Below are 19,799 nucleotides of genomic sequence, written 5' to 3' on the forward strand. Positions count from 1 at the left end.
GGCCGCGTCAAGAGATTCGCCCACTCAGCCGATAGGGAGTGCGCAAAACGGATAGTGTTGCGCTATGCGGAACCAGGACTCGGGCAACGCAACTCAGAGCCAGGTGCAGTCGGTCGACCGGGCGATCAGCGTGCTGGAGCTGCTCGCCCGCAACGGCGAAACCGGCATCACGGAGATCGCGGGCGAGCTGGGCGTGCACAAATCGACGGCGTCACGCCTGCTCAGCGTCCTGGAGTCGAGAGGCCTGGTCGAGCAGCTCGGCGAACGCGGGAAGTACGCGATCGGCTTCGGCATCGTGCGGCTGGCGGGCGCCGCGACCGGGCGGATGGACCTGGCGAAGCTCGGCCGCACCAGCTGCCTGAGCCTCGCCGAGGAGCTCGGCGAGACCGTGAACATCGCCATCGCCGACGACGGCGTCGCGATCAACATCAGCCAGGCCCGCGGCGCGGCGGCGATCACCACGCAGAACTGGACCGGCCAGCGGACGCCGTTGCACGCGACCTCCAGCGGCAAGATCCTCTTGGCCTACATGGCCGAAGCCGAACGCAAGCGGGTGCTGAAGCGGAAGCTGGAGCAGTACACGCCGCGCACGACCGTCGAGCCGGACGAGCTGATGACCGAGCTGGAACGGATCCTCGAGGACGGTTACGCGGCCTGCTACGAGGAGTTCGAGCTCGGCATGCACGCGGTGGCGGTGCCGATCCACGGCCCGGGCGGGGACGTCGTCGCCGCGATGAGCGCGTCTGGCCCGTCGTACCGGCTCTCGAAGCAGCGGGTGAAGCAGATCGTGCGGCCGATGGCCGAGGCGGCGGACGACCTTTCCGCGCAGCTGGGCTACTTCAGGGACTAGTACAGCCGGGCCATCGCCCGGATCGTCCTTCCCATGTGCGCCACCAGTTCCGCGGGTTCCAGGACCTGCGCGTCCGCGCCGAGCCGCAGCAGTCCGGCGGCGGCGTGCGGGACGCTCTCCAGCGGGACGGTCGCGCGCCGCCAGCCCTCGGCGTCCGCGGGTTCGAGCGTGTGCGAGACGAGCCGGGCCGCCTTCGGGCCGAGGATGTCCGGCAGGGCCGCGATGCCCGCCGGCGAGAGGCGGACGACGGCCGTCTCGTCGATGTCCGCCGCCTCGTACCGCTCGACGTGCGCCCGCCAGAACTCCGCGAGGTCGAAGGCGTCGGGCCGGGTGACCTGCTCGTCGAGCGGCGTCAGGGCCACGATGTTCGTGACGCGGTAGGTGCGCGGCTCCGACCGCCCGGCCGCGACGAGGTACCAGACGCCGGCCTTAAGGACCAGGCCAAGCGGGTGCAGCCGCCGCGTCACGACGCCGGGGCGCGGTGACCAGCGGCGGTAGCGGACCTCGACGACCTGGTCCCGCCACAGGGCTTCCGCGGCGGCGAGCAGCTTCGGCACCGGGTCCGCTTCGCGGTACCAGCCGGGCGCGTCGAGGTGGAAGCGCTGCCGGATGCGGGTCGAGGCGTCCCGGTACGGCGTCGGCAGCGCCGCCGTCAGCTTCAGCTCGGCCGCGGCCACCTGGGCGCCCAGGCCCAGCTCGGCGGCGGGCTGCGGCAGCCCGGTGAGGAACAGCGACTCGGCCTCGTCGGCGGTCAGACCGGTCAGCCGGGTGCGGTAGCCGTCCATCAGCTGGTAGCCGCCGCTCGGGCCGGGCTCGGCGTAGATCGGCACGCCCGCCGCGGCCAGGGCCTCGACGTCGCGGTAGACGGTCCGGGCGGTCACGCCCAGCTCGGCGGCCAGGCGCGACGCGCTCATCCGGCCGCGGTTCTGCAGCAGCAGGAGCAGGGACACCAGCCGGCTCGCTCGCACCCGCCGGAGTCTGCCAGCCACCACTGACAGAAGGTGTCAGTGGTGGCGCCCCAGGATCGCCGTCATGAACGACTTCGACTTCCTCCACGGCTCCTGGACCGTCGTCAGCCGGCGGCTCAAGACGATCTTCGCCGGCAGCGACGACTGGGACGTCTACCCCGGCACCACCACCTGCCGGACCCTCTTCGAGGGCGGCGGCAACACCGAGGAGATCCGCTTCCCCGCTCGCGGCTTCCGCGGGTTCACGCTGCGCCTGTTCGACGTCGAGCGGAAGGAGTGGTCGATCTACTGGGCCAACGACCGCACCGGGGTGCTCCAGCCGCCGGTCGTCGGCACCTTCGCCGACGGCCGCGGCGACTTCTACGGCGACGACGTCCACGAGGGCCGGCCGATCAAGGCGCACTACCTCTGGTCGGGCACCGCGGGGCCGTCGCCGCGGTGGGAACAGGAGTTCTCGGCCGACGGCGGGAAGACCTGGGAATCCAACTGGGTCATGGAGTTCACCCGGGCCGGAACCGGCACCTTTTCGGGCGCTTGACAGCAAGTCGCGCATGACGCACGTTGTTGCCGAAGACGCAACTTCGCCCGGAGGGATCCCGCGATGGCACAGCCCCGGGTGGTGGTCATCGGCGCCGGCCTCGTCGCCTGCGCGCTCGCCGACGAGCTGACCGAACGCGGCTGGACCGACGTCACGGTGCTGGGCGGCGGCGAGCGGCCCGACACCCCCGGGCTCGTGTTCCGCACCGACGCGGACCGCACGCTGACGGAGTTCGCGAAGTACACCGTCGCGAAGTGCAGCGGCCTCACGCTCGACGGCCGGTGGTGCTTCAACCCGGTGGGCAGCCTGGAGCTCGCGACGACGCCCGAGCGGCTCGCGGACCTGAAGCGGCGGCGCGGCTGGGCGACGTCGTGGGGCGTGCGCGGCTTCCTGCGCGCGCCCCACGAGTGCGCCGACCTGCACCCGCTCCTCGACGAAACCCGGGTCCTGGGCGGGTTCCACGTCCCCGGCGACGGCCTCCTGCACGCCGGGCACGCGGCGGAAGCCCAGGCCCGGCGGGCCGCCGGGCGGGGCGCGAAGTTCCTCGACGACGACGTCGTGGCGATCGACCGCGCCGGCGGGCGCGTCACCGGCGTCGTCACGGCTTCCGGGCGGCTGCGCGCCGACGTCGTCGTGTCGTGCGCCGGCGCCGGCGCGCTCGTCGGCCTGGCGGTGCCGCACCTGCCACTGCCGCACCGGTACGCGCGGACGTCACCGCTGGCGGAACTGGCCGGGCACAACGACGACCACGCGCAGGCGGGCAAACCCGTGCTGCGCCACCACGACCGCGCGCTCTACGTCCGCGAGCACGTCGACCGGCTCGGCGTCGGCGCGCTCGACGTCGATTCGGACGAGTTCGACGCGGCGTGGGAGGCGGCGGCCGCGCTGCTGCCCGCGCTCCGCGACGCCAAGGCCGAGACCGTCACCACTCTGACGCTCCCGGGCACGCCGGACGGGCTGCCGCTGCTGGGCGAGCACCCGGACCTCGAAGGCTTCTGGGTGGCCGAAGCCGTCCGGGACGAGCACTCCGCCGGGGTCGCGCGCGAGCTGGCGCGCTGGCTGGTCGACGGGCAGCCGGCGCTGGCCGTCCACGGCTGCGACCTGGCCCGCTTCGACCGCGTTTCGGTGCGGGGCCGCCGGTTCGCCGAGGTCCACGAGATCGTGCACCCGCTGGATCCCCGGGAAGCACTGCTTCGCAGCAGTCCCTTAGCCGAGCGGCAAACCGAGCTGGGCGCGCACTTCCTGCCGTCCGGCGGGTGGGCGCGGCCGCAGTGGTACCAGGCCAACGCGGACCTGCCCGGCGTCTCGGCGCGCACCGGCTGGGCCGCGCGGCACTGGTCGCCGATCGGGAGCGCGGAGGCGCTCGCGGCTCGCGAGCGCGTCGCGATGTTCGACCTGACCGCCGGGCCGCGGCTGGCGGTCACCGGCCCGGGCGCGCTGCCGTTCCTGCAGGCCATGACGACCGGCGACCTGGCCGGGCCGCCGGGCTCGGTCACCCGCACGCTGCTGCTGAGCGAGGACGGCGGGGTGCGCGGCCAGGTGACCGTGGCCCGGCTCGGCGACGAGCGGTTCCACGTCGGCGCCACCGGCCGGGCGGACTTCGACTGGCTGCGGCGCCACCTGCCGGGCGACGGCGCCGTGCAGCTCCACGAGACCACACCCGGCACCTGCTGCGTCGGCGTCTGGGGGCCGCACGCCGACGACGTCCTACCCGAACTGTCCACAACGGACTGCTCGGCCGAGGAGACCTACGTGGACGACGTCCCGGTCGTCGCGTTGCGACTGTCCACTGTGGGCGTTCCCGGCTGGGAGCTGCACGCCACGGCGGATGTGGGCCGCCGGCTGTGGGACACCCTGCGGGCGCGCGGGATCGTCGCCGCCGGGCACCAGGCGTACACGAGCCTGCGGCTGGCGGCCGGGGTGCGCGTGCCGGGCGTCGACGTCACCACCGAGCACGATCCGTACGAGGCCGGGCTCGGGTCCGCCGTCCGGCTGGACAAGGGCTACTTCCTCGGCCGTGACGCGCTCGCCGGCCGGTCCGAAGCCACCGTGAGCCGCCGGCTGACCCGGTTGCGCGTCGACGGCGTCGTGCTGGGCAAGGAGCCGGTGTACGTCGAGGGCCGCGCGGCCGGGTACGTCACCAGCGGGGACGAATCGGTCGCCTACGCCTGGCTTCCGGTGGAGTACAGCGTGCCGGGGACGCGGGTGGAGATCGAGTACTTCGGCACGCGCGTTCCCGGGAGGGTCACGTGACGCACTACGACGTGATCGTGCTCGGCCTCGGCGGCATGGGCAGCGCCGCCGCGTACCGGCTGGCGCAACGCGGGCAACGGGTGCTCGGCCTCGACCAGTTCGCGCCGGTGCACCACCTCGGGTCGAGCCACGGCGGTTCGCGGATCACGCGCCAGGCCTACCTCGAAGGCCCCGAGTACGTGCCGCTCCTGCTGCGGGCCCACGAACTGTGGGACGGCCTCGAGCGCGACAGCGGACGCCGCCTGTTCACCCGCTGCGGCGGGCTGATGGTCGGCACGGCGGCGTCGCGGACGATCACCGGCAGCGTCGCTTCGGCGAAGGCGTTCGGTGTGCCGCACGAACTGCTCGACGCGCGCGAGCTGCGCCGCCGCTACCCGACGACGTCGCCGGCGCCCGACGAGGTCGCGCTGTACGAACCGGGTGCCGGCCTGGTGTCACCCGAGGGCAGCGTCGCCGCGCACCTGCAGCTCGCCGCGCGGTGCGGCGCCGAACTGCACCACGAGGAGAAGGTGTTCACCTGGAGCACCACGGCCGGCGGCGTGCGCGTCGGGACGTCGCACAACTACTACACGGCCGACCGGCTGGTGCTGTGCCCCGGCGCGTGGGCCGGCGAGCTGCTGCGCGACCTCGGCGTCGCGTTCACCGTGCGGCGGCAGGTGCAGTTCTGGTTCGCGCCCTCGGGTGGAGTCGAACCGTTCCGCCGGCACCCGGTCTACATCTGGGAAGGCGACGGCTACACGTTCTACGGCTTCCCCGCGCACAACGCGGCGGGCGACGGCGTGAAGGTCGCGTTCCACAGCGGCGGCCGGCCGTGCACACCCGACGGCCTCGACCGGACGGTGACCGACGCCGAGGTCCACGAGATCGCCACGGTCGTCAAGCGCCACCTGCCGACGCTGCCCGGCGCGTTCCTCCGCGCGGTGACGTGCATGTACACCGACACCGCCGACGAGAGCTTCGTGCTGGCCCCGCACCCGGCCGAGGAACGGGTGCTGCTGGCGTGCGGCTTCTCCGGCCACGGCTTCAAGTTCGCGCCGGTGGTGGGCGAGATCGTCGCGGACCTGGTCGTCGACGGGACGACCGCGCACCCGATCGCCCAGTTCGACCCGGCGCGCCTGCTTTAGGCGAGCAGGGTCGCGGCCAGCGCTTCGAGGTCGACGCCCGCGACGCCGTCCAGGACGTGCCACGGTGAGAACCAGCCCGCGGCGGCCAGCTCGTCGTACACCGCCGCGCAGCGCCGCTGGAGGCCGTCGTCGGTCTCGAAGGCGTCGCGCTCGCGGTCGGTTTCGGCCGCCGCGCGGCGTTCGGCGCGCTCCGCCGCGACCGACGCGGCGACCCGCAGCAGCAGGTGCGCGTCCGGGTGCGGCAGGCCGAAGCGGTCGACCTCCAGCTCCCACACCCACTTCGCGACCTCGCCGGCCGCGTCCTGCCCCAGGCGCGCGGCCGCGTACGCGGCGTTGGACGCGACGTACCGGTCGAGCAGGACGACGTCGTGCGCGTCACGCAGGGCGCGGATCTCGTCCGCGGCACCGCTGCGGTCCAGCGCGTAGAGCACGGCCATGCCGTACACCGAGTCGGCGAGGTCGCCGTGCCCGCGGTGCAGGGCCTCCTTGACGAGGTCCGCGTGCACGCTCTCGCCGTACCGCGGGAAAGCCAGCTTCGCGACGCTCGCGCCCTTGGCGCGCAACGCGTTCGTCAACCCCTCGGTCAGCGTGCGCTTGCCCGCGCCGTCGAGTCCTTCGATGACCACCAGTCGCCCCATGGGCGTCACAGTAACGGTGGTGGACCGGCGGGCTCGGTGGAAGGGGATCGACGCCGAGCCCGCCGGTACGACTAGGCGGTCGTCCGCCGCAGGTGCAGCACGTAGTAACCCGCGCCGCTGACCAGGAGGACGCCGGCCAGGATCAGCAGCGGGACCCAGCCGGTGTCGTTGCTGGACGGTGCCGGGCCGCCGTCGCCGCGGGGCATCACCGAGCCCGTGGCGCCGTAGCCGCCGGCCTCGCCGTCGCGGTCGTAGGCCGAGCCGGGGAGCTTGTCCGCGTACTTCGCCCCGACCGCCCGCTGGTAGTCGGCGAGGCTGAGCGCGGCACCGCCGGCGAGCGGCGTGACGCGGCCGTCGCCGACCGCGTACCAGGCGTCGACCTGCGGTTCGTGCAGCAGCTGGGCGCCGGCGGGCAGCTTGCGGGCGAAGGACGTCTCGACGTCGCCCGAAGCGATGTTGCCGACCTGCCACGCGCCGTCGTCACCGCGGACCGACCAGAGCGTCGCGGTCCGGCCGTCGGAAGCCTGGACGGGCACGGCGAAGTAGGAGAACGCGCCCGGTGCCGCGCCCGGCGTGCCGACGACGAAGTCCGGGGACAGGTCGTAGACCGGGTAGGCGTCCGGCGCGATCCGCACCGAGACCGGCGCGGCCGACGCGCCGGGCGCTTGGGCGAAGAACCGGACCAGGGTGTCCTGGAGCCCGGGCGCGGCGGCCGCGCTCCGGGCCGCCGCGGCGTCGGCGCTGCTGATGCCGGCGGCCTGGGCCGCGCCTGACACCGGTGCCGTCATCAGCAGCGCCGCGCCGGTCAGCACGGCGAGCACCAGCGCCCGCCTGCTCATCGGGTGATCCCCGTGAGCGTGTGCGTCCAGGTGAAGGACGAATTCTGCGTGTAGTACCCGTAGGTCGACCAGTTGTAGCGCTTGGCCGGCCCCGGATCACCCCAGTACACCCAGTCGCCGCTGGTGTCGTAGCCGTAGAGGACGTGCGTGTGGCCGCCGCCCGAGCGGTAGCCGACCCGGGTCTCGACCGGCCGGTTCGCGGCGGTCTGCGTCCGGATCGAGGCGTAGGGGATGCGGCTGTCGAGGTAGCGGCCGGGCGAGGTGAACCCGAGCCGGGCGAAGGCGCGTTGCGGGTCGGCGAGCGTGCCCGGCAGGTTCGCGCAGTCGGTCCCTGTCGTGTTGTGCGCCAGCTGGCAGAAGCGCGTCTGGCTGACGGTGACGCCGTGGTAGGCCGCGATGGTGTTGCCCGACGCCGCCCAGCACCACTGGGTCCGCAGCTGCGCCTGCATCGAGATCTGGTTCCGGACGCTCGACGGCACGCCGGACGCGGCGGCGGTGGCCGGCACGACCAGGCACAGCGCCAGGCTCACCGCCAGTGCGGTGTGGACTCTGCTCGACTTCACCAGCACGGACGGCCTCCTGCTCGAACGTGGGCGAACCAGCGGTGGTCACCACGGTGAACAACGCCATCACCCGGAGCAAGAACGCCATCTGGAGGAACGGACCGTTCCGGGGGGTAGCCGGAACGCGGAACAGTCACCATCACGTGGCCAACCACCCTGAACGGGGGTCGGCACGCCCACTCTACGCTGCTAACGTGAACGTTCCGCGGTGTTCACGCCCAGCGCACACACTGGTCGGGTGAAGGGACGAGCGGTGGTACAAGACGGGAACCTTCCACTGATCATCGATGGCGCCCGGGCGACCCGGGCATCGGTCGCCGAACTGCCGAAAGAGCTGACCGAAGCGCTCCGGACCGGCGAATTCCACCATGCCTTGAGACTCGCGATCGCCTACCGCGGACTCTCGCTCGCCCGGCTGCGCGCGCACCTCGCGCTGCGCGGGGTCCAAATCGGACAGTCGACGCTGAGTTACTGGCAACGCGGGTTGCGTCAGCCCGAGGTGCCCAAGGCACTGCCGGCGGTCCGGGCCCTGGAATCGGTCCTCCAGCTGCCCGCGGACGCCCTCGTGGTGCTGATCGGCCCGCGACTGGTCCGCCGCGGCCACCAGCCGGCGGCGTCGTTCCACGACCTCCGTTCCGGTGACATGGGGTCGATCGTCGAGGACCTGCTCGCCGAGCTCGGCGCGTATCCGTCGTCGAACCACTACAACGGCGACCTCGAGCTGCTGTCGGTCCACGACACGATCACGTTCGACGCCGAGCACCGGCAGGTCAGCCTCCGGACCCGCTTGGTGACGCGAGCGCGCCGGCACGGCCCGGACCGCTACCTGACGGTCTACAACGGCGATCCGGGCTGCCGGATCGACGACGTCGAGCTGATCACGGACGAGGGCTGCCGGGTCGGCCGGATGCGCCGCAACCCGGACGCGGACACGATGGCGACGGAGCTGCTGTTCGACCGCAAGCTGGCCGAGGGCGACATCCACGTGTTCTGCTTCGAGGTCCGCGACGACTCGGGTTCGGCGTCGCCGGGCTACTACCGGATGCTGCGCGACCGCTGCGCGAGCTACCTGGTCCAGCTGAGGTTCGACCGCAACGCCCTCCCGGCCCGCTGCACCCGCCAGGTCCGCGCCCGCGACGACGCCCTGCCGGTGGTGGCGGAGGAGCTGGCGTGCGACATGGGCGGCGTGAGCAGCGCGTTCTTCAACGACGCGGGCCCGGGGTTGGCCGGGGTCGCGGTGGAGTGGAACTGATTGGCGCAACACCCCGCCGAATTGAACGGAATTTGATTACCCTGCGAGTGCACGATTCACTCGAATGGGTGAAGAGTGCGTTTGAGCACAACTACTCCGGGACGGGTCCCGGGATCGGCGTTTAAAGTATTGCCTTCCAGTCGGGGGAGACTGGACGGCAAGGAGAAAAGTGCCAGAAAACCTCTCCACCACACTCGGCGCGCTGGTGGAAGCACAGGTCAACGACGCCGGAGGACCACCGTCGCCGGTTCTGGTCCTCGAAGGAACCGGCGGCTCCGGCCGTTCCACGGCGTTGCGGAAAACGCTGGAGGAATACCAGGAAAAGACGCCGACAGCACTGGTTCAACCGCACGACAACGGCGAACCCGCGGATTCCGCTGTGCGCGGCGTCCTCACCGCCGTAATGCTCGGTCTCACCCCGGGAATCCGCGGTTACGACGTCAAGTTCCCGCGCACGGTGATCGCGCAGATCGTCCTCAGCGAAGACTTCTCCGGGCTGACCGCGGCCGCGGCGCTGAGCCGGCTGAAGGTGGTGCTGGCCGCCTACAGCGAGCCCGCCGCGGTGACCAAGTTCGTCGTCGGCCTGGTGGCCGCCGGTGGAGCACTGGCCGCGAACCAGGCCGCCCCACCCGTCGCCGCGGTCACCCCCGCGATCGCGAAGCAGGTGGCCGCGGGCGTCCTGGCGGCCCTGCGCAAGCGGGCCTGGCAACGGCAGATCGACTGGGACGGCCTCGTGGCCTGGTTCGGCCACCAGGACAAGGGCTTCCGCTACAACGCCGCCCAGATCCTGATCGACCTCAGCAACCGGGCCCGCAGTGACCGTGCCGACCTGCGCGAAGGAGTGACCGACCTGCTGGTCGCCGCCCTGCTCGCGGACCTGCGGCACAGCTGGGAGTCGGCCCGTGGCACCGCACCGAACGTGCTCGTGCTCATCGACGACGCCGACCTGCCCGGCCCGTCGGCGTTCATCGGCTCGCTGCTCCGCGTCCGGGCCGGGCTGGCCGCCACGCGAGCCGGCCTGCCGGACCCGGTGAACGTGGCCGTCGCCTCCGCCGGCGCGCTGGCCGACGTGCTCACCGCGGACACCGGCTGGGCGGGTGGGGCCGGCCCGGCCCGGCCGTGGGTGCGGGTGCCGGCGGCCGACCTCGGCCAGGAGGAGGTCTGCCTGCTGGCCCAGAGCTTCGACTGGGGTGGCGGACGCCGGTACGGCTTGATCACCCACGACCTCACCCACGGCCACCCGGAGGGGACGGGCATCGTCCTGCGCACGCTCGTCGCCGCGCCCGAGCTGGCCGACGACCTCGACGGCCTGCTGCGCCGCCGCGGACCGGGCGACGTCCCGATCGAACACCGGCTGCTGGAACCGTTCGCTCGCGGCCTGAGCGCGCGCAAGGACGTCGACGAGCCCCAGTTCGAGGCGCTCGTGACCCTGTCGGGCGCCCGGGATCGGCGCGAAGCCGACGGGCTGCTCCCGCTGCTGCCGCACCCGATCGGCATCGGCTCCCCCGTGTTCACGTCACCGACGTTGTGGTCGCCGCCGGGAGCGGACGGCGGCCGCCTGCACCCGCTGGCCCGGTACGCCGGCCTGCGGCTCCTCGCCGCCCGCGACGACCCGGCGACCGGCTGGACGGCGGTGTTCCGGAAGCTGCGGGACCGCGCCGGGCCCGACGACCCGGCCGGCCGGCTGCACCACGAAAGGCTGCTGAGCGGCAAGGAGGTCGTGGCCAAGGAGCTGGCCGGCCTCCTGCGGGAGCTGCGGGCCGCGGACTGGCTGACCCTGCTCGACGAGGTCACCGCCACCCCGGACCCCCGGGAACGGGACTTCGCGGCCGTCTGCGGTCCGAAGCAGCCCGCGACTCCGGTGGACCACATCGTCGTGCTGCTCGGCGTGTTCCCCGCACTCCACGACCCGTGCCTCACCTCCGCGTGGAATCGCAAGACCCTGCAGACCCTCGCCTCGCACAGCCTCACCCACCTGGCCGGGTACGGCGACGAGCGGCCGCCATTCCTCATGTGGCCCCGGCGCTGACCGCCCCACCTCCCGGAAGGACCCCACCTTGCCCTCGCGTTACCGCTGGGTGGTCGTGCCCCGTGCCGACCGCTTCCCGAAACTGTGGATCGACTGGCTCCGGCTCGGGCTCGTGGTCCTGCTGGCCGTCACCGCCACCGGCGTCGTCGTCTTCCGGCAGGACCTCGGCCGGCTGGCCACCTGCAACGACGGCTGGCCCGGTACCGCCGCCTGGTCCGCCGCCGGCGAGTGCGTCGGGTTGTCCGACGGCTCGTACGCCTTCGGCCTCGACCGGTTCGCCCCGGTGCTGCAGACCATCGACCACCAGAACGACGCGGCCGCCGACAGCTGCGACCCGGACGGCACGCCGGTGAGCGTCGGCGTGCTGGTGACCATGACCGACCGCTACACGGGCGGCCGCGCGGTGCACGAGCTCGAAGGCATGGCGGCGGGTCAGCGCCACGCCAACGGCACCGGCTGCGTGCACCCGATGCGGCTGGTGGTCGCGAACATCGGCGCGTACGGCCCGGACAGCGAAGGACTCGACGTCGCGCAGGCGCTCGCCGACCGGCCGGACGTCGTCGCGGTCGTCGGGATGGGCCTGAGCCAGGAACAGGCGGCCCGGACCGCGGACCTGTTCGCCGGCGCGAAGATCCCGATGGTGTCCGACGTGATCACCGCGGAGGGCTTCGACCAGACCGGCTCGCGCGAGGACCAGCCGCAGTTCGACTCGTGCGACCCGGACATCACCTACCAGCGCGGGATCGGGCGGGACTACTTCTACCGCGTCGCTTACCGCAACCGGGTGCAGATCGACCGGCTCGCCGCCGTCGTGACCGCGCGGCCGGACTTCATCATGGTGCCCACCGGCGGTTCCGATCCGTACACCTGCACCGCGCTGCCGATGGTGCAGCGCCGGTTCGGCGGCGACGTCACCGAGGTGAAGTTCGACGCCGACGAGTCCACCACGGTGCTGCAGACGGCGAGGCGGATCTGCGGCACGGCCAAGGACGTCACCGTCGTGTACATCGCCCGTGGCAGCGACCTCGCCCGGCTCTTGTTCAGCCTCGACGAGGCGTTCGGCAGCGGCCAGTGCGCGGCGACGTCGGTGGCCGTGGTGAGCACTTCGGACGGCCAGCGGCTCCGCGCGGTCGAGGACAACCCGATGCTGGAGGACCTGCGGGTCCGCGCCCTGCGGTCGGCGAGCTTCGCCACCGGCAAGGTGCGGCTGCTCACGACGCTCGTCTCGGGCGCCGACAAGAAGCGCCCGGACAACCCCGGGTTCGCCGATCTGGAGGAGTCGTTCACCGGCGCCGGGTTCGACCTGGCGGACATCGACGACGGCTGGGCGGTCAACGCCTACGACTCGACGGTCACGGTGTCCGAAGCCCTGCGCACCCTGCCGGCCGCGAAACCGGTCCAGCGCAGCCAGGTGAACACGGCGATCAGCGGCTTCTCCGCGGCGGGCCAAGCGGTCCGCGGCGCGGGCGGCATGATCACGTTCGACAACAGCGGCAACCGGGCCGACGCCGGCCCGCCCGTGGTCCGGGTCTGCCCCCTGCCACCGGCGACCGGCTCCCGCCCGGCCCGCACGACAAGCGTGCCGGCGGGCCCGGGAGACCCGGCGACCTGCTGACCGGGCCTCCGGGGACGCGCCGCCGGTTTCCCGCCGGCGGGACACGAGCTACGCGGGTCCGCCGCTCACAGCACCTCGAACCCGTTGGCCTTGGCCGCCTCGGCCTGGCGATCGTCCCGGGTCACGAAGGTCACCGGCGCGCCGCCGGTCAGCTCCGCCGTGCCGTGCATCGCCACAGCCAGGTGGATCGCGTCGAGGGTGCGCACCGGGTAGCACCGTTCGCGAATCCTGGTCGAACTGGTGCAGGAACTCCTCGGCGTCCGGGATGCGCCCGGTCCGCTGGGCCGCGGTGACCGCGCTCGCGAACTCCAGCCGGGTCAGCTCGCTGGTGAGCGCGAGGTGCCCACCGTCGATCAGCAGCTTCCGCAGCTCGACGTGATCGGCCTCATCGGTGAGGTAGGCCCCGACGACGGCACTCGTGCCGGCGTAGAAAGCGTAACCTCGCGTCCAGTCGAGCGCCTCGCCGACGGCCGTGCCCCAGCCGCGCGAGAGTTCTTCCAGCTTGTCGTGCCCCGGTGCCTCGCCCTCCGGTTCGAAGACGAGCAGCTTGCCTTCGGCGACGAGGCGATCGCGTCGTTCCAGCGGGCTTCCCCCTGCGCCACCACACCCCGCAGGCCCTCGGTGACCAGGTCGTTCATGCTGCGTCCCTCGGCTTCGAAGCGCGCAACAGAAAGGCCGCCCCGGACACGTCCGGGGCGGCCTGACCTGCCGAAAGGCTCAGTAGCGGTAGTGGTCCGCCTTGAACGGGCCTTCGACGTCGACGTCGATGTACTCGGCCTGCTCCTTGGTGAGCTTGGTCAGCTCGCCGCCGAGCGCGTCGAGGTGGATCTTCGCGACCTTCTCGTCGAGCTTCTTGGGGAGGCGGAAGACCTCCTTGTCGTACTCCTCGTGCTTGGTGAACAGCTCGACCTGCGCGATCACCTGGTTGGAGAAGCTGTTCGACATCACGAACGACGGGTGGCCGGTCGCGTTGCCCAGGTTGAGCAGGCGCCCCTCGGACAGCACGATGATCGTGTTGCCGTTCGGGAAGATCCACTCGTCGACCTGCGGCTTGATGGTGATCCGCCGGATGCCCGGGTAGCGCTGCAGGCCCGCCATGTCGAGCTCGTTGTCGAAGTGGCCGATGTTGCCCAGGATCGCCTGGTGCTTCATCTTCGCCATGTCCTCGACCAGCACGACGTCCTTGTTGCCGGTCGTCGTGATCACGATGTCGGCGTTGGGCAGCGCGTTCTTCAGCGTCTGGACCTGGTAGCCGTCCATCGCCGCCTGCAGCGCGCAGATCGGGTCGATCTCGGTGACGATGACGCGGGCACCCTGGCCGCGCAGCGACTCCGCCGCGCCCTTGCCGACGTCGCCGTAACCGCAGACGACCGCGACCTTGCCACCGATCAGCACATCCGTGCCGCGGTTGATGCCGTCGATCAGGGAGTGGCGGATGCCGTAGCGGTTGTCGAACTTCGACTTCGTCACGGCGTCGTTGACGTTGATCGCCGGGAACAGCAGCTCACCGGCCGCGGCCAGCTGGTACAGCCGCAGCACGCCGGTGGTGGTCTCCTCGGTGACGCCGCGGATGCCCTCGCCGATCTTCGTCCACTTGCCGGTGTCCGAAGCGACCGACGCCTTCAGCAGCTCGAGGAACACGCGGAACTCGTCCGAGGTGTTCTCGTCCGGGGCCGGCACGACACCCGACTTCTCGAACTCGGTGCCCTTGTGGACGAGCATGGTGGCGTCGCCACCGTCGTCGAGGATCATGTTGGGACCCTCGCCGTCCCAGGTGAGCATCCGCTCGGTGCACCACCAGTACTCCTCGAGCGACTCGCCCTTCCAGGCGAAGACCGGGACGCCCTTGGGCTCCTCGGCCGTGCCGTTCGGGCCGAGGACGACGGCGGCGGCCGCGTGGTCCTGCGTCGAGAAGATGTTGCAGGACGCCCAGCGCACCTCGGCACCCAGCGACACCAGCGTCTCGATGAGCACGGCGGTCTGGACGGTCATGTGCAGGGAACCGGAGACCCGCGCCCCGCGCAGGGGGTAGACCTCCGCGTACTCGCGCCGCAGCGCCATCAGTCCGGGCATCTCGTGCTCGGCGAGGCGGATCTCCTTGCGGCCGAATTCGGCGGCATCGAGGTCGGCGACGGCGAACTCGATGCCGTTGCGGGTCTCGTGCCGCTTGGCAACGCTTTCGGGGGTCATAGTGGCGATTCCTCCAAGACTCGATGACTACCGAACACTACCGTTGTCCGCTCGACCTTCCCTAGAAAGCGATTCGCAGCAGCTCAGGAGGCCTTCACCGTGCCCATGCCCGGCCCGGACACCCGCGTCGTCGAAATCCGCGTCGCCGGCCTCGTGGGCACCAGCGGCGAGACCCTGCTCGACGCGGTCGCGACCGTCGACGTCGCCGGGGACGGGCTGGGCCGCGTGATCCGCCCGGCGGACCGGCTGCGGCGGCCGGCGCCGGGACCGGTGCTGCCGGCCCTGGGCCGGTCGATCCCGCGGACCCTCGAGGGCTACCTCTGGCACGGCATGACGTCGGGGGGCGCCGCGAAGGCGACCTGGGCCCTGCTGTTCCCGTTCTCGCTGGCCAACGTCGCGTTCTGGATGCTGCCGGCGGTCCCGCCCGGGCGCCGCCTCCCCCGCGTGCTCGGCGCGGTGTGCCGCGGCCTGCTGCGCGTCGCGGCCCTGCTGCTCACCATGCTGCTGATGGGCCAGCTCGCGGCGATCGCGCTCGACCTGTTCGCCGCGCAGTGCCTGGCCCCCGGCTCGGGCTGCCTGCCCGCGATCCCGGACAACCTCCGCACGCTGCCCGCGCGGATCGTGGTCGGCGTCCTCCCGCTGCTCGTGGTGATCTTCGTGCTGCACCGGATCTCGTCGGCGAGCTGGGCGGTGCACGCCGAGAGCGACCGCGTCGAAGGCCCGCTGCGGATGCGCACCGGCTCCGGGACGCCGGCGCTGCGCGGGCTGCACACCGTCGCCGCGCTCGCGTCGGTCGCGCTGCTGCTGCTCGGCGGCCCGTTCCGGGTGCCGGGGGCCGTCTTCGACCTGGTCGTCTGGATCGCCACGCTGGCGCTGGTCGTCGCCGCCGTCGTCGCCGCGGCGATCGGCACGGACACCGGCCGGATCGCCCGCCGCGGCCTGATCGCGTTCGCCGTGCTGCTGGTCGTCGTCGCGGCGGTGCGGCTGCGCCCCGGCCCGGGCCGGCTGCCGGGGACCAACGGCGTCGTCGAGGGCCTCGGCGCGTCACTGGTCGCGGTGACCGTGCTGTTCGCGCTGTTCCTGGCCCCGGCCGCACTGCTGGCCCGGCCCACCTGGAAGCACAAGCCGCGCCGGCTGCGGCCGTGGGCGGGCGGCTGGGCGGCCGCGCCGGTGCTCGCGCTCGCCGGGCTGCTCGGCGGCGGGTTCGGCGCCGGGCTCGCCGAAGCCGTCCGACGCCTCTCCGGGGCCGGCCTCCTGCAGGTGCCCGACACGTACCTGCTGGTCACGGTCCTGTGGGGCGCCGGGCTGGCGCTCGCGGCGGTGCTGTCCCTGCTGGGCTTCGCGGTCGCCGTCCCGGTGCGCCGGCTGCGGCGGGGCATCCCGGCGATCGTCGGGCTGATGGAGCACGACGCCCAGCAGGAGGCCCAGGCCGCGGCGGCGTGGGCGCGGTCGGCGTGGGAACGGCGGCACCTGCACCACCTGGCCCTCACCGTGGCGTCCGCGATGTCGGCGGGCGGCGCGGCGCTGCTGGTGCTGCGGTTCGGGTTCGGCCTGGTCCCCGGCTGGTTCGGGCCGCTGTCGGCGATCGGCGTCGTCGCGCTCGGCGCGCTGGCGGCGGGGCTGCTGCGGGTCGTCTACACGGCCGCGCGCACCCCGCAGCGCAGCCGGCACCTCGGAGCGCTCGCCGACCTCGTCTGCTTCTGGCCGCGGGCGGCGCACCCGACCGTGCCGCCGTGTTACGCGCTGAAGGTCGTCCCCGAACTGGCCGCGCGCGTGCGCGAGCACCTCAAGGAGCCGGGGACGCGGGTGGTGCTGTCCGGCTACAACCTCGGCAGCCTGCTCACGGTCATGGCCGCCGCGCGGCTCGCGGCCGAGCTGCCGGAGACCGACCGCGAACGCGTCGGCGTGCTGACCGCCGGCTCACCGCTGCAGTGGGGCTACCAGCGGGCGTTCCCCGCGCTGCTGCCGCAGGAGTCGCTGGAGCAGCTCTTCGAAAGCCTCGACGGCCGGTGGCGGGCGCTGTGCCGCGGCACGGACATCTTCGGCGGCGGCGTGACGACGTGGCGGCACGAGGTCTCCGACCGGAAGCTGTACGGCGTCGGCTTCCTGGCCGAAGGCGGCTGCGGCCCGTTGAAGGCGAAGGCCGACGAGAACGGCGTCCTCATCCTGGGCGGCGACCACTGGCTGCCGGACCCGCTGCGCGGCCCGACCGGGCGGCACCGCTGGGCACCGGGGGTGCTCAGGCACCAGGACTACGTCGTCGACGCGGAGTGGGACCACGCCGTCGCGATGGCGGCCGGGCTCGGCAAACCGAACGGCGGCGTACAAGGGCTGCTCTTCCCGGACTTCCCTGGAAAGCCGTGAAGGCCCCCTTCCCGGCATCTTGAGCCGGTAAGGGGGCCTTCACGGAACTTTCGGGCTAGCTCAGCTTCACTCGGAAGCCTTGCGGCGGAACTTCAGCAGCGCGAGCAGGCCGCCACCGCCGAGGATCAGCAGCGCGGCGATCCACACGAGCCACATGTTGTCGAAACCGGTGTTGGCCAGGCCGCCGCCGGTGCCGGACTCGTTGCCCGCGGGCACGACGGCCGGGGCGGTCGAGCTGGTCGGCGAGACCGAGGTGTCCGAGGTCGCCGGGGCGCTCGGCTTCGTGGCCTCGGTCGTCGGGGCCGGCTTGGTCGGCGCCGTCGTGGTCTCGGTCGGCTTGGTGACCGTCTTCGAGCCGCAGAGGTACCACTTCTCGATGCCGGCCTGGTGGCCGTTGCGGCTGAACGGCGCGCGCAGGTCGGTCCACGGGGCGTTCTTGTCCAGGCCGCGGGCGCCCGGGGTGTAGTCGTTGAAGCCGTCGTCGCCACCGATGACGACGATGCGCTTGACCGTGACGCCTTCGTTGACCTTGGTGATGGCCAGGCGGTTGTTCGTGATCTTGGCGACGACGTCGCCCTGGCCGAGGTCGGTGCCCTCGGCGCACGGCGTGGCCTTGCCGGGCGTCGGGTGCGGGCGGTTGTCGTCACTGTGGCAGGCCAGCGCGGAACCGGCGGTGCCGATGAGGGCGGCGGCGGTGAGCGCGATGATCGCGGCCGAGCCGCGAAGGGTACGACTACGCATTCAGAACTCCTGTGCCAGGCGGGGGGACACCTTGGAAAATTTGTGATCGCGGCACCACTGAGCGTGAAATCACACTGTTGTAACTCACCCGTCAGTGGCACACGAAGGATCGAAAGGTATCGCACGTCACTCGCCTCGCTACACGGGGTCCCCTTTTGGGCACCAAAAGCAAGATCGTCTCGCGACGCCCGTTCTGCCCCGGTCCGCAAAAAACCCCGCCGACCTGCGGAAAGCAGGTCGGCGGGGCGTGCCACGAAAGAGTGGGTTAATCAGCTCCCGGAGGGCTTGGCCGACGATTCGACGCCTTCGACACCGTCGGCCTGACGCTTGCCGAGCAACGAGTGCCGGCGGCTGTAGGCGAAGTAGATGACCACGCCGATCACCATCCACACGATGAACCGCAGCCAGGTCAGCACGGTCAGGTTCAGCATCAGCCAGAGGCAGGCCAGGATGGCCAGGATCGGGATGAGCGGCACCAGCGGCACCTTGAACGCCCGGGGCAGGTCCGGGCGCGTCCGGCGCAGGATCAGGACGCCCGCCGACACCAGCACGAACGCGAAGAGCGTGCCGACGTTGACCATCTCCTCCAGCTTGTCCGCCGGGAAGAACGTCGCCGCGAGGGCGACCAGGCCGCCGACGATGACCGTCGCGCGCTTCGGCGTCCCGTGCCCGCCGGTCTTCGCCAGGCTGCGCGGCATCAGGCCGTCGCGGGACATGGCGTAGATGATCCGGACCTGGCCGAGCATCAGCACCATGACGACGGTGGTCAGGCCGGCCAGTGCGCCGAAGGAGATGAGGTTGGCCGCCCAGTCGACGCCGTTGGCGGAGAACGCCGTGGCGAGCGTCTTGTGGCTGCCGTCGCCGGCCGAGGTGGCCAGGTCCTTGTAGGACGTCATGCCCACGACCACGAGCGAGACCGCGACGTACAGCACGGTGACGATGATCAGCGAGCCGAAGATGCCGCGCGGCACGGACTTCTGCGGGTTCTTCGTCTCCTCGGCGGTGGTCGCCACGATGTCGAACCCGATGAACGCGAAGAACACCAGCGAGGCGCCGGCCAGCAGGCCGAAGACGCCGTACGAGCTGCTCGCGCCGCCCGCGATCAGCGAGAAGAGCGACTGGTCGACGCCGGTCTCGCCGGCGCCGCCGGTCGAGCCCGGCGGGATGTACGGCGTGTAGTTGGCGCCCTTGATGTAGAAGATGCCGAGGATGATCACGAACAGCACCACGGCGACCTTGATGCCGGTGATCACCATCGAAACCCTCGAGGACAGCTTCGTGCCGACGGCCAGCAGCGTCGTCAGGATCGCCACGACGACCAGCGCGCCCCAGTCGACCGTGACGCTGCCGATGTCGAACGTCGTCTTGGCGCCCTTGCCGAACAGGTAGCTCAGCACGGTTTCGAGGTACACCGACCAGCCCTTGGACACCGCGGCGGCGCCGACGGCGAGCTCCAGGATCAGGTCCCAGCCGATGATCCACGCCATGAACTCGCCGAACGTGGCGTACGAGAACGTGTACGCGCTGCCCGCGACCGGCACGGTCGAGGCGAACTCGGCGTAGCAGAGCGCCGCCAGCGCGCACGCGATCGCGGCGAACACGAACGCGAGCGAGACCGACGGGCCGGCGTAGTCACCGGCCGCGCGCGCCGTGAGCGTGAAGATGCCGGCGCCGATGACGACCGCGACACCGAACACGGTGAGGTCCCAGGCGCTCAGGTTGCGCCGGAGCTTGGTGTCCGGTTCGTCGGTGTCCGAAATGGACTGCTCGATGGATTTGGTGCGCCACAATCCCGTTCCGGGCACGGTTGACCTCCTGCGGCTGGCCTGGGTGTT

The 19,799-nt window shown here is 72.1% G+C and carries 16 protein-coding genes; 8 read left to right on the plus strand and 8 right to left on the minus strand.

Going from position 1 to position 19,799, the window contains the following annotated elements; genetic code table 11:
• Positions 1–64: 64 nt before the first annotated feature.
• Positions 65–850 carry an IclR family transcriptional regulator gene (locus OG439_RS30995; protein WP_326944286.1) on the plus strand — a complete coding sequence of 262 codons (786 nt, stop codon included), beginning with the start codon at positions 65–67 and terminating at the stop codon, positions 848–850.
• On the opposite strand, the gene OG439_RS31000 is transcribed toward OG439_RS30995, so the two are convergent.
• Positions 847–1,818: a helix-turn-helix transcriptional regulator gene (locus tag OG439_RS31000; RefSeq protein ID WP_326944287.1), complete on the minus strand. Its 972-nt coding sequence runs from the start codon at positions 1,816–1,818 to the stop codon at positions 847–849. The two genes, OG439_RS30995 and OG439_RS31000, sit on opposite strands and share 4 nt — an antisense overlap.
• Positions 1,819–1,882: 64 nt before the next feature.
• Here OG439_RS31000 and OG439_RS31005 point away from each other — a divergent pair, with 64 nt between their 5' ends.
• The 3 genes from OG439_RS31005 (at position 1,883) to solA (ending at position 5,733) form a co-directional block, all read left to right on the plus strand.
• Positions 1,883–2,356 (plus strand): hypothetical protein, encoded by a 474-nt coding sequence (locus OG439_RS31005; protein WP_326944288.1) that lies wholly within the window; start codon positions 1,883–1,885, stop codon positions 2,354–2,356.
• A 63-nt stretch (positions 2,357–2,419) separates the two neighbouring features.
• Complete coding sequence (locus tag OG439_RS31010) at positions 2,420–4,609, plus strand: FAD-dependent oxidoreductase (protein WP_326944289.1); 2,190 nt, start codon at positions 2,420–2,422, stop codon at positions 4,607–4,609.
• Positions 4,606–5,733, plus strand: a complete 1,128-nt coding sequence (gene solA / locus OG439_RS31015) for an N-methyl-L-tryptophan oxidase (RefSeq protein WP_326944290.1) — start codon at positions 4,606–4,608, stop codon at positions 5,731–5,733. Before OG439_RS31010 ends, solA begins: the two co-directional genes overlap by 4 nt.
• Here solA and OG439_RS31020 read toward each other — a convergent pair.
• From OG439_RS31020 to OG439_RS31030, 3 genes are all read right to left on the minus strand, one after another.
• The gene (locus OG439_RS31020; protein ID WP_326944291.1) at positions 5,730–6,371 is read right to left on the minus strand and encodes a dTMP kinase; all 642 of its coding nucleotides are present in this window, start codon (positions 6,369–6,371) and stop codon (positions 5,730–5,732) included. The two genes, solA and OG439_RS31020, sit on opposite strands and share 4 nt — an antisense overlap.
• Before the next feature lie 71 nt (positions 6,372–6,442).
• Positions 6,443–7,210, minus strand: a complete 768-nt coding sequence (locus tag OG439_RS31025) for a hypothetical protein (protein WP_326944292.1) — start codon at positions 7,208–7,210, stop codon at positions 6,443–6,445.
• Positions 7,207–7,779, minus strand: a complete 573-nt coding sequence (locus OG439_RS31030) for a papain-like cysteine protease family protein (protein ID WP_326944293.1) — start codon at positions 7,777–7,779, stop codon at positions 7,207–7,209. Before OG439_RS31030 ends, OG439_RS31025 begins: the two co-directional genes overlap by 4 nt.
• A gap of 247 nt (positions 7,780–8,026) precedes the next feature.
• Here OG439_RS31030 and OG439_RS31035 point away from each other — a divergent pair, with 247 nt between their 5' ends.
• The 3 genes from OG439_RS31035 to OG439_RS31045 all read left to right on the plus strand — a co-directional run bounded on the left by OG439_RS31035 (position 8,027) and on the right by OG439_RS31045 (position 12,669).
• A complete protein-coding gene (locus tag OG439_RS31035) occupies positions 8,027–9,025 on the plus strand; it encodes a hypothetical protein (RefSeq protein WP_326951655.1) in 999 nt (332 codons plus the stop codon).
• Positions 9,026–9,194: 169 nt separating this feature from the next.
• Complete coding sequence (locus OG439_RS31040) at positions 9,195–11,054, plus strand: hypothetical protein (protein WP_326944294.1); 1,860 nt, start codon at positions 9,195–9,197, stop codon at positions 11,052–11,054.
• A 28-nt stretch (positions 11,055–11,082) separates the two neighbouring features.
• Positions 11,083–12,669, plus strand: a complete 1,587-nt coding sequence (locus tag OG439_RS31045; protein WP_326944295.1) for an ABC transporter substrate-binding protein — start codon at positions 11,083–11,085, stop codon at positions 12,667–12,669.
• A gap of 65 nt (positions 12,670–12,734) precedes the next feature.
• On the opposite strand, the gene OG439_RS31050 is transcribed toward OG439_RS31045, so the two are convergent.
• Together OG439_RS31050 and ahcY are read right to left on the minus strand one after the other, a co-directional pair.
• Positions 12,735–12,875, minus strand: coding sequence for a hypothetical protein (locus tag OG439_RS31050; protein WP_326944296.1), 141 nt, complete (start codon positions 12,873–12,875; stop codon positions 12,735–12,737).
• A 511-nt stretch (positions 12,876–13,386) separates the two neighbouring features.
• A complete protein-coding gene (ahcY, locus tag OG439_RS31055; RefSeq protein WP_247057517.1) occupies positions 13,387–14,859 on the minus strand; it encodes an adenosylhomocysteinase in 1,473 nt (490 codons plus the stop codon).
• A gap of 105 nt (positions 14,860–14,964) precedes the next feature.
• Between ahcY and OG439_RS31060 the strand changes: the two genes are divergently transcribed.
• Positions 14,965–17,223, plus strand: coding sequence for a hypothetical protein (locus tag OG439_RS31060; RefSeq protein ID WP_326951656.1), 2,259 nt, complete (start codon positions 14,965–14,967; stop codon positions 17,221–17,223).
• 66 nt (positions 17,224–17,289) lie between these two features.
• Here OG439_RS31060 and OG439_RS31065 read toward each other — a convergent pair whose 3' ends face one another.
• The gene (locus OG439_RS31065) at positions 17,290–17,964 is read right to left on the minus strand and encodes an LPXTG cell wall anchor domain-containing protein (protein WP_326944297.1); all 675 of its coding nucleotides are present in this window, start codon (positions 17,962–17,964) and stop codon (positions 17,290–17,292) included.
• A gap of 269 nt (positions 17,965–18,233) precedes the next feature.
• Positions 18,234–19,769 (minus strand): amino acid permease, encoded by a 1,536-nt coding sequence (locus OG439_RS31070; RefSeq protein WP_326944298.1) that lies wholly within the window; start codon positions 19,767–19,769, stop codon positions 18,234–18,236.
• Positions 19,770–19,799 lie beyond the last annotated feature (30 nt).

The sequence above is a fragment of the Amycolatopsis sp. NBC_01307 genome, from assembly GCF_035975215.1.
In the GTDB taxonomy this organism is placed as follows: Bacteria; Actinomycetota; Actinomycetes; order Mycobacteriales; family Pseudonocardiaceae; genus Amycolatopsis.